The sequence below is a fragment of the Streptomyces incarnatus genome (assembly GCF_001027185.1).
Classification (GTDB): Bacteria; Actinomycetota; Actinomycetes; order Streptomycetales; family Streptomycetaceae; genus Streptomyces; species Streptomyces puniciscabiei.
Map to the genome: position 1 here is coordinate 5,555,854 of NZ_CP011497.1, position 13,271 is coordinate 5,569,124.

At 71.9% G+C, this 13,271-nt stretch carries 12 protein-coding genes; 6 read left to right on the plus strand and 6 right to left on the minus strand.

Annotated elements, in window-relative coordinates; all coding sequences use genetic code 11:
• Nucleotides 1-156 precede the first annotated feature (156 nt).
• Together ABB07_RS25060 and fxsT are read left to right on the plus strand one after the other, a co-directional pair.
• Entirely contained in the window at nt 157-579 is a 423-nt protein-coding gene (locus ABB07_RS25060; RefSeq protein WP_208900815.1) for a hypothetical protein, read from the plus strand.
• Nucleotides 576-2,795 carry an FxSxx-COOH system tetratricopeptide repeat protein gene (gene fxsT, locus ABB07_RS25065; RefSeq protein ID WP_208900816.1) on the plus strand — a complete coding sequence of 740 codons (2,220 nt, stop codon included), beginning with the start codon at nt 576-578 and terminating at the stop codon, nt 2,793-2,795. Before ABB07_RS25060 ends, fxsT begins: the two co-directional genes overlap by 4 nt.
• 32 nt (nt 2,796-2,827) lie before the next feature.
• On the opposite strand, the gene ABB07_RS25070 is transcribed toward fxsT, so the two are convergent.
• Both ABB07_RS25070 and ABB07_RS25075 read right to left on the minus strand, forming a co-directional pair.
• Entirely contained in the window at nt 2,828-3,541 is a 714-nt protein-coding gene (locus tag ABB07_RS25070) for a DUF6928 family protein (RefSeq protein WP_244189510.1), read from the minus strand.
• Nucleotides 3,542-3,775: 234 nt separating this feature from the next.
• A complete protein-coding gene (locus tag ABB07_RS25075; protein ID WP_208900817.1) occupies nt 3,776-4,291 on the minus strand; it encodes an HAD domain-containing protein in 516 nt (171 codons plus the stop codon).
• Between the two features lie 249 nt (nt 4,292-4,540).
• Here ABB07_RS25075 and ettA point away from each other — a divergent pair, with 249 nt between their 5' ends.
• From ettA to ABB07_RS25090, 3 genes are read left to right on the plus strand one after another with little or no spacing between them, the layout of a single operon-like run.
• Nucleotides 4,541-6,205, plus strand: a complete 1,665-nt coding sequence (gene ettA / locus ABB07_RS25080; RefSeq protein ID WP_208900818.1) for an energy-dependent translational throttle protein EttA — start codon at nt 4,541-4,543, stop codon at nt 6,203-6,205.
• Between the two features lie 6 nt (nt 6,206-6,211).
• A complete protein-coding gene (locus ABB07_RS25085) occupies nt 6,212-6,625 on the plus strand; it encodes an acyl-CoA thioesterase (protein WP_208900819.1) in 414 nt (137 codons plus the stop codon).
• Complete coding sequence (locus ABB07_RS25090; protein ID WP_208900820.1) at nt 6,622-7,299, plus strand: DUF8185 domain-containing protein; 678 nt, start codon at nt 6,622-6,624, stop codon at nt 7,297-7,299. Before ABB07_RS25085 ends, ABB07_RS25090 begins: the two co-directional genes overlap by 4 nt.
• 41 nt (nt 7,300-7,340) lie before the next feature.
• On the opposite strand, the gene ABB07_RS25095 is transcribed toward ABB07_RS25090, so the two are convergent.
• Nucleotides 7,341-7,745, minus strand: coding sequence for a globin (locus ABB07_RS25095; RefSeq protein ID WP_208900821.1), 405 nt, complete (start codon nt 7,743-7,745; stop codon nt 7,341-7,343).
• 61 nt (nt 7,746-7,806) lie between these two features.
• On the opposite strand from ABB07_RS25095, the gene ABB07_RS25100 reads away from it, so the two are divergent.
• Entirely contained in the window at nt 7,807-8,784 is a 978-nt protein-coding gene (locus ABB07_RS25100) for a methyltransferase domain-containing protein (protein ID WP_208900822.1), read from the plus strand.
• Between the two features lie 42 nt (nt 8,785-8,826).
• Here ABB07_RS25100 and ABB07_RS25105 read toward each other — a convergent pair whose 3' ends face one another.
• The 3 genes from ABB07_RS25105 to ABB07_RS25115 all read right to left on the minus strand — a co-directional run bounded on the left by ABB07_RS25105 (nt 8,827) and on the right by ABB07_RS25115 (nt 13,268).
• Nucleotides 8,827-10,389 carry an FHA domain-containing protein gene (locus tag ABB07_RS25105; protein WP_208900823.1) on the minus strand — a complete coding sequence of 521 codons (1,563 nt, stop codon included), beginning with the start codon at nt 10,387-10,389 and terminating at the stop codon, nt 8,827-8,829.
• Between the two features lie 34 nt (nt 10,390-10,423).
• A complete protein-coding gene (locus ABB07_RS25110; protein ID WP_208900824.1) occupies nt 10,424-11,764 on the minus strand; it encodes a vWA domain-containing protein in 1,341 nt (446 codons plus the stop codon).
• Nucleotides 11,765-11,864: 100 nt separating this feature from the next.
• The gene (locus ABB07_RS25115) at nt 11,865-13,268 is read right to left on the minus strand and encodes a PP2C family protein-serine/threonine phosphatase (RefSeq protein WP_208900825.1); all 1,404 of its coding nucleotides are present in this window, start codon (nt 13,266-13,268) and stop codon (nt 11,865-11,867) included.
• Nucleotides 13,269-13,271 lie beyond the last annotated feature (3 nt).

Genomic DNA, 13,271 nt, shown 5'->3' on the forward strand with positions numbered 1-13,271 from the left:
GGGGCGGTGCGGTTGGCCCTGCGGGCCGATGCACGGAGCGCGGCTGCTAGCTGTATTGAAGCCATCACGGGCAGTTGCGGCGTTTCGGGATACGAGGTGGCTGGTGTCTTCCTACGCTTAGCCGTTGGGAGTCGGGAGAGCCCCCGGGGGGATCAAGTGGGTGCGGAGATCGTGGAGTTGGTGGAGCAGGCGGGGCCGTACCTGTCGGCGGCGGTGGGCGCGTACGGGGCGGGTGTGTTGAGCCGCGCCGAGGATGCCGCTGTGGAGACCACGGCGAATCTGGGGCGCCGCATCTTGCAGGCGGTGTGGCGCCGTCGTGGTGAGCAGGGCCAGGCGGAGCTTCAGGCCGCGGTGCAGGACGCGGCCGACGACCCACAAGACAGCGACGCGGCGTCCGCGCTGCGGCAGCAACTCAAACGTGCCCTGCGGGAAGACGCACCGTTGCGGGACGAACTGGCGGCGATGCTGTCGGCCGCCGGTGCCGGGCCGGTGAACGTGACGGCGTCGGGGCAGCGTGCGATCGCGGCACAGACCATCACCACGGCCATCACCGGCGACAACGTCACCCTGCGGCCGTGAACGAACAGCCGAGATCCGAGCGTGGTGGCCCGCACGCCTCGGGCGAACGGTCGACAGCGGCCGACAGCATCGGTGTGGCCATCACCGGGGACAACGCCCGCGTGATCATGATGTCGGCGCAGGCGGCGCGGCAGGCGCAGGAGGTGAGCGCGCCACCGGGTCTGGCGAACCTGCCGGGGTCGGCGTCCGGGTTGTTCGTCGGCCGGGACGAGGACCTGAGGCGGCTTCGGCAGATGCTGGCCCGCGAGGGGGAGGCCGCTGTCACTCAGGCTGTTTCGGGTGCGTGGGCGATCCATGGGCTGGGCGGTATCGGCAAGAGCGCGCTGGCCCTGCACTACGCCCTCCGCTACCGCGGCTCGTACACGGTGGTGTGGTGGATCAATGCCGCATCGACCGAGCAGATCGTCAAGGATCTCGCCTCCCTGGCCGGGACGCTGTGCCAGGACTGGGCCGCGACAGCGGACGTAGAGCAGCGGGCGGACGTAGAGCAGCGAGCGGCGTGGGCGCTGCTGTGGCTGCAGTGGCATCCCGGCTGGCTGCTGGTCTTCGACAACGTCGAGGAGCCCGACGTGCTGCGGCACTACTTCGGGATGCTCTCCGGCGGTCATCATCTCGCCACCAGTCGCCGCTCCACCGGCTGGCATCCCATCGCCCCGACCATGGCCCTGGGCCTGCTCGACCCGGCCGCATCCGCCGACCTGCTGTGCACCATCGCCCTCGACGGCCAAGAGCCCACCTCGGCCCAGCGCCGGCAGGCCGAGGAGCTGGCAGAGGATTTGGGGTATCTGCCGCTGGCCCTGGAACAGGCCGGCGCCTACCTGCACCAGACCGGGACGGACATGGCCGCCTACCGGCGCGCCCTCGGGTTGATGCTGGCCAAGAGCGCCGACGGAATCAGGGCCGAGCGCACCATCGCCCGTATCTGGGAGCAGACCCTCATCGCCATCGAGGCCCGCGACCCGCTGGCCGTCACGCTGCTGGACACCATGGCCTGGACCGCGCCGGACGACATCCCCCGCACCCTGCTGGCCCAACTGGCCCCCGACGCGATCGCCGTGAACGAAGCGCTGGGTGTCCTGCACGCCTACAACATGATCGCCTTCACCGCCGACCGGCAGGGCGTCAACATTCACCGCTTGGTGCAGAGCGTCCTGCGTACCCGGACCACCACCGAAGCCGGAACCTCAACCTATCCCCCCGGCCGGCGGGAAGCAGAAGAAGCCATCGCGCAGGCCCTCCCGGACGAGGGCGTCCCCGCAACCGAACACACCGTGCCGTGGGAACGTCTGCTCCCCCACGTCTTCGCCCTGGCCGTATCCACACCAGCGCACACGCCCGCTTCCCCCGAAAGCGCCTGCACCTTTTCCGCCGCCGCGCAGTACTTGCACCAGCAGGGCCGCAGCGCCCACACCATCCCTCTCCGCACGCTCGAACTCGCCCAGTGGGAACAGGTCCTGGGCGACACCCACCCCGCCACCCTGGCCACCCGCAACAACCTCGCCCACGCGTACGAGTCGGCGGGGGACCTGGGGCGGGCCATCGCACTGTACGAGGCCACCCTCGCCCAGTACGAGCAGGTCCTGGGCGACACCCACCCCCACACCCTGAACTGCCGCAACAACCTCGCCGGCGCCTACGATTCGGCGGGGGACCTGGGACGGGCCATCGCACTGTACGAGGCCACCCTCACCCAGTACGAGCAGGTCCTGGGCGACGCCCACCCCCACACCCTGAACTGCCGCAACAACCTCGCCCACGCGTACGAGGCGGCAGGGGACCTGGGACGGGCCATCCCCCTGCACAAGACCGCCCTCGCCCAGCGCGAGCAGATTCTGGGCGACGCCCACCCCCACACCCTGCAGAGCCGCAACAACCTCGCCTACGCCTACACGGCGGCGGGGGACCTGGGACGGGCCATCCCCCTGTTCGAGGCCACCCTCACCCAGTACGAGCAGGTCCTGGGCGACACCCACCCCGACACCCTGACCTGCCGCCACAACCTGGCCCGCGCCCACCAGGCGGCGGGGGACCTGGGGCGGGCCATCCCCCTGTACGAGGTCACCCTCGCTCAGCGCGAGCAGGTCCTGGGTGACGCCCACCCCCACACCCTTCGAAGCCGCTACAACCTCGCCCACGCCCGCCAAGCTGTACAGCAGAGAAGTGCAGCAACCTCAACGACCGCAGCTGACCTACCGCAGCCGACCACGACCGACTGACCAGCCCCTCAGAGGGCGGCCATCGCGTTCGATCAGTGAGCCATCGAGCCCAGCGTGTAAACGCGCGGCGGCTGCATCTTTTCGACCGCCCTCCGTAGCCCCGCTTCCTGGTCGGCACGATCAGGCCCGTGTGGATCTCGCACGTGGAAGCCGTACAACTCGATGGCCTCCGCGTCGACATCATCGGGACGCGGACGGCCCTCCTGGATGAAGCCGCAGAGTGCACGCAACGCGTCTTCGCCCAGGTCCAAAGGGTGGAAGGGCAGGGCGTAGGGTTCTTCCTCCTCGCCGGGCCAGGGCACGGTGTCGGCCGGGCGGTCTCCGGCCCAGTAGGGCAGTTCGAAGGGGAGCGGTTCGCCGATGTTCTCGATGATGCCGCTGTCCGGGGACAGGCTCAGGGAGCGGACGAGGCGCCGGTCCTCCCACACGGCGAACGCCAGCCAGTCGACGACGCTGTGCATCGCGTGCAGGACGAGTCGTCGGCCTGCGCTCGCCGCCACGAGGTGTTCCGGGAGCCGGGAGGGGGCGTCGATCATCACCCTCTGGTCGGCGATGACATCCACGCCCGGCCAACTGGCCGCGTACGCTGTTCCCTGCGAGGGGTAGACGCCGTCCCAGAGATTCGAGCCCCCGCACTCCTCGATCTCCCCGCCCGGGTAGAGCCGCCGCATCATGGCGGTCGTCCGGTCAAGGTCCGCCGCGTCCACCTGTCGCAGCAACTCCGGCGCGTCGCCGTCGGCGTACACCAGCAGTCCCGTCTTGGCTCCCACAGCCCCTCCCCAGAGCGTTCCTGTCAATGGCGAACGCACCATAGCCGCACGCACTGACAACGGAGGCGACACAGCCCGGCTGCCGAGCCGGGCCGTCCCCGGGCCGTGCGAGGGCGCGCGAGACTCGTGATCAGCAGACGTACTACTGCGACCAGAGGCGGCCGTGGAGACTGCGGACATCGTGGTGCCCGCCGTGCACTGCCAGATCGACTACGGGATTCCGATCAACCGGCAGTCGGCGCCCCCAGCAGTGAGCCAATCGGCGAGTGCCGAGAAGTCGGCGTCCGCGAGTCCTTGAGCCGGGTCGACGCGGTGAAGCAGCGACGGCCCCGGATGTTGGGCGTCGACCCACAAGCGATCCATGGCGCCGATGTCGTCGTCGACCCAGATGAACGGTCGACCGTCGGCCCACTCGACCAGGGGGCGGGTCTTCCAGTGCAGGCCCCGGGGGCCGTCGTCGGCGCCGGTGTCCGGCCACTCCACCACGGGCAGCTTCGGCAGCCCCAGGCGCGGAGCGACGGCCTCGTTCGCATCCTCCATCCAGGTCGTGGCCCACACGAGACGGCAGCCCAGGGCCAGGAGGCGCGGCCCGATTCCGGGATCGAGCCGATCAAGGAGCGGGTTGCCCTGATCGACCGGCGTCGAGGAGCCGTACGACGCCCCGAACGGGATGAGGGGACCGTCGACGTCGAGGAAGAGGACGGGGCGCTCCGCCGCGCTGGTCACAGCGGCACGATAGCCCCGGAGCAGTGAGGACACCCTCCTGCCCGGGCCGTCCCTGGGCCGTCTCCGGGCCGTGCCAGGGTGCCCGGGCCACTCGACGGCGACCGGCAGTGACCGGTGAGCTACCGCCGGACCCACTGAAACCCCAGGTCAGCGCCCCCGCGCCCAACGCGTTTCCGCCCAGGGGTGGCCGTACGGCAAGATGGGGTGTATCTGCCCACTGCCAGATTTCAAGCTGCCGGACGGTTTCTCTTGGCTGAGTTCATTTACACCATGCGCAAGACGCGCAAGGCGCACGGCGACAAGGTGATCCTCGATGATGTCACCCTGAACTTCCTGCCGGGAGCGAAGATCGGCGTCGTCGGCCCGAACGGTGCCGGTAAGTCGACCGTGCTGAAGATCATGGCGGGGCTGGAGCAGCCGTCGAACGGCGACGCGTTCCTGTCCCCGGGCTACAGCGTCGGCATCCTGCTCCAGGAGCCCCCGCTGAACGAGGAGAAGACGGTCCTGGAGAACGTCCAGGAGGGTGTCGCCGAGATCAAGGGCAAGCTCGACCGGTTCAACGAGATCGCCGAGCTCATGGCGACCGACTACTCGGACGCGCTGCTCGACGAGATGGGCAAGCTCCAGGAGGAGCTGGACCACGCCAACGCGTGGGACCTCGACGCCCAGCTCGAGCAGGCCATGGACGCCCTCGGGTGCCCGCCCGGCGACTGGCCCGTCACCAACCTCTCCGGTGGTGAGAAGCGCCGCGTCGCGCTCTGCAAGCTGCTGCTGGAAGCCCCCGACCTGCTGCTGCTCGACGAGCCCACCAACCACCTCGACGCCGAGTCGGTGAACTGGCTGGAGCAGCACCTGGCCAAGTACGCGGGCACCGTCGTGGCGATCACCCACGACCGGTACTTCCTGGACAACGTCGCCGAGTGGATCCTCGAGCTCGACCGCGGCCGTGCCTACCCGTACCAGGGCAACTACTCCACCTACCTGGAGACCAAGGCCGCCCGCCTCAAGGTCGAGGGCCAGAAGGACGCCAAGCGCCAGAAGCGGCTCAAGGAAGAGCTGGAGTGGGTGCGGTCGAACGCCAAGGGGCGGCAGGCCAAGTCCAAGGCGCGTCTCGCCCGGTACGAGGAGATGGCCGCCGAGGCCGAGAAGATGCGGAAGCTGGACTTCGAGGAGATCCAGATCCCGCCGGGCCCGCGCCTGGGCAACGTGGTCGTCGAGGTCGACAAGCTCAACAAGGCCTTCGGCGAGAAGGTCCTGGTCGAGAACCTCAGCTTCACGCTGCCACGCAACGGCATCGTCGGTGTCATCGGCCCCAACGGCGCCGGCAAGACCACCCTGTTCAAGATGATCCAGGGCCTGGAGACGCCGGACGCCGGCGACATCAAGGTCGGCGAGACCGTCAAGATCTCCTACGTCGACCAGGGCAGGTCCAACCTCGACCCGAAGAAGACGCTGTGGGAGGTCGTGTCCGACGGGCTCGACTACATCAACGTCGGCCAGGTCGAGATGCCGAGCCGGGCGTACGTGTCCGCGTTCGGGTTCAAGGGCCCGGACCAGCAGAAGCCGACCGGTGTCCTCTCCGGTGGTGAGCGCAACCGCCTCAACCTGGCGCTGACCCTCAAGCAGGGCGGCAACCTGCTGCTCCTCGACGAGCCCACCAACGACCTGGACGTGGAGACCCTGTCCAGCCTGGAGAACGCGCTGCTGGAGTTCCCCGGCTGCGCCGTCGTCGTCTCCCACGACCGGTGGTTCCTCGACCGTGTCGCCACCCACATCCTCGCCTACGAGGGCGACTCCAAGTGGTTCTGGTTCGAGGGCAACTTCGAGTCGTACGAGAAGAACAAGATCGAGCGGCTGGGTCCGGACGCCGCGCGTCCGCACCGCGCCACCTACAAGAAGCTGACCCGGGGCTGATCGGTCTTGCGCCACATCTATCGCTGCCCGCTGCGCTGGTCGGACATGGACGCGTACGGACATGTCAACAACGCGATCTTCCTCCGCTATCTGGAGGAGGCTCGCATCGACTTCCTGTCCCTGCGCGGCAAGGAGTCCAAGCAGGGGTCCGTGGTGGCGCGCCATGAGATCGACTACAAGCGCCAGCTCGTCCACCGGCCCGTGCCCGTGGACATCGAGCTGTGGGTCACCCAGGTCAGGGCCGCGTCCTTCACCGTCGCCTACGAGGTGAAGGACGCGGACGTGATCTACGTGCAGGCGTCCACCGTGGTCGTCCCGTTCGACTTCGAGACGCAGCGGCCGCGCCGGCTCACCGCCGAGGAGCGGGAGTTCCTCGACGGCTACCGCGACGACGCCGACGAGGAGGCCGTCGCCGCATGACGGTGCTGCACCTGGCCGACGAGAGGGAGGCGGCCGACCTCGCCGCCTTCCTCTCCCGGCTGCTCCGCTACGACCGTGGAGCCGCGGTGCGTCTGCAGGCGGCCGGCACGGCGCTCGCCGTCTTCGGCCGGCCGCCGTCCTTCGAGGTGCTGGCCGTCCGTGCGGTACGGCTGGCGAAGCCCTACGAGAAGGGCCTCGACGTCACCCTCGACGTGACCGTCTCCGCCGGTGAGTTCCTGGAGTCCGTGGACGAACGCGCGGCCACCGCCGCCGTGCCCGCCGCGGTCACCGGGCCGCCGTGGGCCGGTGTGCTGCCGCCGCGCGGCGGCTGGCGGCCCGAGCCGGGGCTGCCCGCGCCGGACGCGCTGCGGGCGACGGTCGCCGCGGCGGTCACCGAGTTCCGGACCCGTACGGAGGAACTGGCACCTGACGGCCGTACCCGCGCGGAGCTGGACCGGATCGGGCGGGACATCTGGTCCCGGGAGATCGGGCGGACCGGGCTTCCGGTGCGGGCCGTGCACGCGGCCCAGTCCCTGGGCTTCCTGCGGCCGGGCGCCGACCCGGCCGACACCGGGCTGTACTCCTCGGGGGCGTGGCTCAGACTGCGCACCCCGTACGGGTCGGTCGCCGTACGGCGCTCCGGGCTCGGCTCACTGGGCGTCAGCGTGCGCTGAGCCCAAGTGGCTCCTTCCGGCTCATCCCGTTCCGCTGTTCGTCACTCCGGGGTGTTGATCATCGAGGCGGCGGCGTACGTCAGGTAGTTCCACAGCGTCGTCTCGTGCTCCTCGGACAGCCCGAGTTCCTCGACGGCCACCCGCATGTGCCGCAGCCAGGCGTCGTGCGCCGCACGGTCCACGGTGAACGGGGCGTGCCGCATGCGCAGCCGGGGGTGGCCGCGGTTCTCGCTGTAGGTGGTGGGGCCGCCCCAGTACTGCATCAGGAAGAGGGCGAGGCGCTCCTCGGCCGGGCCCAGGTCCTCCTCCGGGTACATGGGCCTGAGGAACGGGTCCTCGGCGACTCCCTCGTAGAAACGGTGGACCAGCCGGCGGAAGGTCTCCTCCCCGCCGACCTGCTCGTAGAAGGTCTGCTCCTGAAGCGTGCCGCGCCGAATCTCATTCACGTCCCCATGGTCTCAGACCGGGTGACCCAGGACTCAAGGCCTAGGACCCTACTGTGGACCCATGGGTGCCTACGACGCCGAGACCGACCGCCTGGCCGTCGCCGCGCGGGAGGCGCTGGTGCGGGAGATCGACGCCGAGGGAGCCTTCGCCGGCGACCCGGTGTGGCGGGAGGCGTTCGCGGCGGTGCCCCGGCACCTGTTCGTGCCGTACTACTACGTCGCCGGGCCGCGCGGCTACGAGCGCCGCTGGGGCGAGAGCCCCGACCCCGAGGCCCGCGGACGCTGGGTGCGCGGCGCCTACGAGGACGTGCCGCTGGCCACCCGGCTGCGCGACGGCGAGCTGGTCTCCTCCAGCAGCCAGCCCTCACTCATGGCGCGGATGCTGGCCGCGCTGGCGGTCGGGGACGGGCACCGGGTCCTGGAGGTGGGCGCCGGCACCGGCTACAACGCGGCCCTGCTCGCCCACCGGCTCGGCGCCGGCGACCTCGTCACCACCGTCGACCTGGAACCGGAGATCACCGAGTCGGCCCGCCGGCACCTTCAGGCGGCCGGATTCCATCCGGCCGTCGTCACCGGCGACGGCTCGCGCGGTGTGCCGGAACGCGCCCCGTTCGACCGGATCATCGCCACCTGCGAGCTGGCCACGGTCCCGCGTGCCTGGCTCGCCCAGTGCCGCCCCGGCGCCCGGATCCTGACCCCGCTGGCCACCGGACTGCTCGCGCTCACGGTGCGGGACGCGAGCCGGGGCGAGGGCCGATTCCTGCCCACGCCCGCCCACTTCGTGCCGCTGCGCGGTGCGGACCGGCCGGAGCCGGGGGGCGTGTCGCTCGCCGGGCTGCCGGGCCGGGCCCGCGAACAGGAGACGTTCCGTTTCCTGCTCGCGCTGACCCGGGGCACCCTCGATCCGCAGGAGGCCTGTGCGCTGTGGGAGCGCGAGGGCATGCCGGAGCGCGAGCGGTACGGCGTCACGGTCGACGGCGAGCACACCTGGGCGTGGCTGGACGAGCCGGAGGGGCCGTACGCCTGGCCCCTCCCTTGATCGCCCCCGTGGTCGCCCCTATGACGGCCCCGCTGTTCTCCGTCAGGCCCGGCGGATGGTGATCGTCGTCCAGGCGCCCACGTGCACCCGGTCGCCGTCCTGCAGCGGAACCGGCACGAACGGCTGGATCGGCTCCTCGGACATGTTGACCGTGGTGCCGTTGGTCGAGTTCTGGTCGACGACCGCCCAGCTGCCGTCCGGCTGCTGCACCAGCACCGCGTGCTGGTGCGAGACGCCCGGGTCCTCCGGCGGCACCGCCAGGTCGATGTCGGGGGTGTCGCCGGTGGAGTGCCGGCGGCGTCCGATGGTGACCTGGTTGCCGCTGAGCGTGCGCTGCTGCTCGGGCGAGTACGCGGGCAGGTTCAGGCCCGCGGCCTCGGGGCCCGAGCGCTGCATCATCGCCATGAAGTAGTCGCGGTCCGGGCCGATGGTCGCCGTCCAGGTGACCGGCCCCGCGGGCTGCTGCGGGAAGCCGGGGCCGCCGGGAGGGGCCTGGGTGGCACCGGGCTGGGGGTAGCCGTAGCCACCGCCGCCCTGTCCGCCACCGGGGCCGGACGACGGCGGGGAGATCACCCAGTCGTCCTCGCCGCCGAAGGACGGGCCGCCGGAGGGCGCGCCGCCGGGCGGCCGGCCGGTCTCGCGCGGGAACGCGGGCGGCGCGGGAGGAGCGGACTGCTGGTACGCCTGCGGGGCACCGCCGGGACCGGCACCGGGACCCGCGGGCGGGGTCGGACCGGGCGGCGGCGGTACCGGACGCGAGGGGTCGCCGCCGAAGCCCTGGGGCCCGGGCGGGACACCGGGACCGGCGGGCTCACGCCCGAAGGGCGGCGGGCCGGAGGGACCGCCCTGTCCGCCACCGAACCCGGAGGGGCCGGACGGACCGCCGGAGCCGGGACCACCCTGCCCCGGACCGCCACCGAAGCCCGAGGGGCCACCGGAGCCCGGGCCCCGGTCGCCGCCGAAGCCGGACGGGCCGCCGGAGCCGGGACCACCCTGCCCGGGACCGCCGCCGAAGCCGGACGGGCCGCCGGAGCCCTGGCCCTGGCCGCCGAAGCCGGGCGGCGGACCGGGCGGACGCCCGTCGCCCCCGAAGCCGGAGGGGCCGGAGGAGCCCGACGGGCCGGGCGAGGTCGGCGGGCCCGACGGGCCGCGCTCGGCGGCGAACGGCGTCGGACCCGACGGCTCGCTGCCGAAGGACGGGATCGGCTCGGCGGGCCGGTTCATCTGCGAGGGACGCGAACCCTGGTACTCGTACCCGTCATTGCCGCCGTACGTCGCGCTCGGCGGCTGGAACCGCGGCTGCGGCGGGCGCGGCGCGGCCGGGGTGTACGAGGTGGCCGTGTTGGTCAGGAAGTTCCACCGGCACTCCTCGCAGAAGGGCGCGCCGCCCTCGCGGGGCGTACGGCACTGCGGGCACAGCTCCGGCTCCGCGGCCGACGCGGCCGGCGGGCGTCCGCCGGCCTGGGTGCCCTGCGGGGGCGGGAAGCCGTAACCGCCCGCGGGCGGGGGCGGCGGGGGCGGAGGTACGGCACCGGCCATGCGGTGACCGCAGACCTCGCACCAGTCGTCGGAACCCGACTGGTGTCCGTTCGGGCAGGTCGGCATGTCGGTGCTTCCCCTTCTCCGGATGTCTATTGGGTCACTTCTTTACACGAACAGTCTTTGTGGACCGGGTCTCCAGAGTCATCTCGTCCGCCTCTGCGACCTTCGTCTTCAACCGCACAGTACCTGTCGCGGCATCGACCACGTCCACCACCTTCGCAAGCAGTTTCGCAGTATCCGCGTTCCCGGAGGCGTTGGCGAGCTGAACGGCCCGCCCCAGTTTGGCCGTTGCGCCATCGAAATCGCCCGCTTTGCGGAGATCGAGGCCTTGCTTGATGGCTTGTGCCAGTTCGGCCTGTCCGGTGTAGTGGGCGACCTGGGGGTTGATCGAGGTGGAGGCCGCCATGTCGTCGGTCCACACGGCTCGTACGAGCCCCTGCGCGCCGAAGTTCTGTACCGATCCGTCCGGTTGGGGTGCGACCAGCGAGACCCGGGCGGCGAGCATCTCCTGGCCGAGGCCGGCCGCCGGGACCTCGACGCACAGGTGGTAGTCGCGGGACTCGTCGCCCCAGGACCCGGTCGGATAGTCCCCGGCGCGCGGCCCGGCCTCGGTGCGGCGGGCGGTCAAGTCCTCGACCGTGGGCGCGACTTGCTTGACGAACCGGATGGTGGTGCCGACCGGTGTCCACACCCGCAGGGAGACGTCCGCGACCTCCTTGCCCATCGCCGTCTCCATCATCTGCGTGAAGTCGGCGGTGAGGCTCGCCGGGTCGGCGACGATGTCGGCGGTGCCGAGCAACGCGGAGGCGATCCCTGTGACTTCTTTCACTTCCCAGTCGGTGCCCACGCCCCGCGCGTCACAGGTGAACCGTCCGGCGCACGCCTGAAGCGTCGTTCTGAGGTCCTCCGGCGACTCGTGCTCGTTGCGGCCGTCGGTGAGCAGGATGCCGTGCCGGATGGTGACGTCCACCGAGTTCAGCAGCTGGTCGGCGAGCCGCAGCCAGGTGCCGATGGCCGTGCCGCCGCCCGCGCTGAGCCGGCGCAGCGCCTGTTTGGCCTGCTCGCGCGTGCCGGCGTCGGCGACCGCGAGGCGTCCGCCGCCCGGGTAGACCTCCTTGGCCACGTGGGTGCCGCCGATCACCGCGAAGTGCGTGCCGTCGCGCAGGGTGTCGATCGCGGCGGCCGTGGCGTCCCGGGCGCCCCGCATCTTGGTCGGCGGGTAGTCCATCGAACCGGAGCAGTCGACCATGACCGCCACGGCGGCCGACGGGCCCTGGCCCCGCGCGTACACCGGGGTCACGGCGCTGCCGACCGTGCCGCCGCCGGTCGCGGTCACGGTGACGATCGCGTTGACCTCGCGCCCGCCCTCCGGCAGGTACTCGTTCTGATAGACGTCCATCGAGAACTGCGGCACATGCGACTTCGCGAAATTGGCCATGCGTACTCAAATCCCCCTCGACCGCCCCGTTGAAGCAGGGCGATGGCTGTGAACGGGCCGGTCCCCTCCGGCCCGTGGCCCCTGGCGCGTGGCCGCGGCCTCAGGCCGATCCTGCCCCCTGCGGCGGCGCCGGGAACGGCACGACGGCCACTGTTACGTTGTCGTGGCCCCCGCCGTCCAGGGCGTGGCCCACCAGCACACGGGCGCCGTGCAGCGGGCGCGCGGCCGCGTCCGCCGGGACGACCTCGGACATCTCCTCGGCCGTCTCGGCGTAGTTCCACAGGCCGTCGGTGCACACCACCACGACTCCGGACCGGTCCGGTTTGAAGGACGCGGTGTGCGGCTCCAGTTCGTAGGCGTCCGCGCCGAGCCAGCCGGTGATCGCGTGGGCGCGCTCGTCGGCGTACGCCTCGGCCTCGCTCATCAGGCCGGCGGCGACCATCTGCGCGGCCCAGGAGTCGTCCTCGGTCAGCCGGGCCGCTGGCGCGCCGCGGTCGTCCGGCACCCAGTAGACGCGGCTGTCGCCGACCCAGCCGACGACCAGCAGCCCGGAGGTCACCACCGTGCCGACGATCGTGCACGCCGGGGCGTTCTGGTGCGGGGCGTGCTCGCGGGCCGTCTCCGGTTCCTCGGCGAGCGCGTTCACGGCCTGCGCGGCGGCGACGATCGCCTCGTGCATGGCCGTCTGCGGATGCGTGCCGCGCGGCAGGGCGGCCAGCAGCGTGTCACCGGCCGCCTGGGACGCGGCCGTCGACGCGTCGTCGGGGCGGGTCGCGGAGGACACGCCGTCGCAGACGATCGCGACGGCGGCCGGGGTGCCGTCGGGCAGCGTGGTGTGGCCGACGGCGAAGGCGTCCTCGTTGCGGTGGTGGCGCAGACCCCGGTCGCTGACGGCGGCCACCGGGCCCGACTCCCGCTCCATGTGGTCGCGTTCGCGGGGCTGGGCGTGCCCGCAGTTCTCGCAGTAGCCGTCGCTGTCCACCCGGCCCGCCCGGCAGGCCACGCACACCTGGGCGGGCTCCTCCGGCACGGCTGTGTTCCCGGGGTTGTCGGCCACGCGCGGGTCCGGCGCCTGCAGCGGGTACTCGTCGGGCTCCGCGGGCCGGTCGAAGCGCACCCCGGACCCGGCCGGCTGCGGTCCGGAGCCGTGGCCGTGCGGGTCCGTGCCCGAGCCGTGCGGGTCCGTGCCCGAGCCGTGCGGGTCCGTGCCGGAGCCGTGCTCGGGCAGAGGGGTGCCGCCGGAGTCGGTGCCGGGCAGGTCGGCCGGCAGATGCGGCGCCTGCGGGGTGCCGGAGCCGTCCGGCTCGGCGGCGGGCCAGGCCACGCCGTCCCCGAGGGAATCGGCCGCGGAGCCGGTCATGGTCAGCGTCGGGTGGTCCTGCGGCGGCTCGGGTACGACGGAGAGGTCGTACCCGCACGCTCCGCAGAAGAGGTCACCCGGCTCGACGGGCTCCGCGCAGCTCGGGCACTTCGCCAGTGCGGCCTGCTGGGGCATCTGCGACATCAA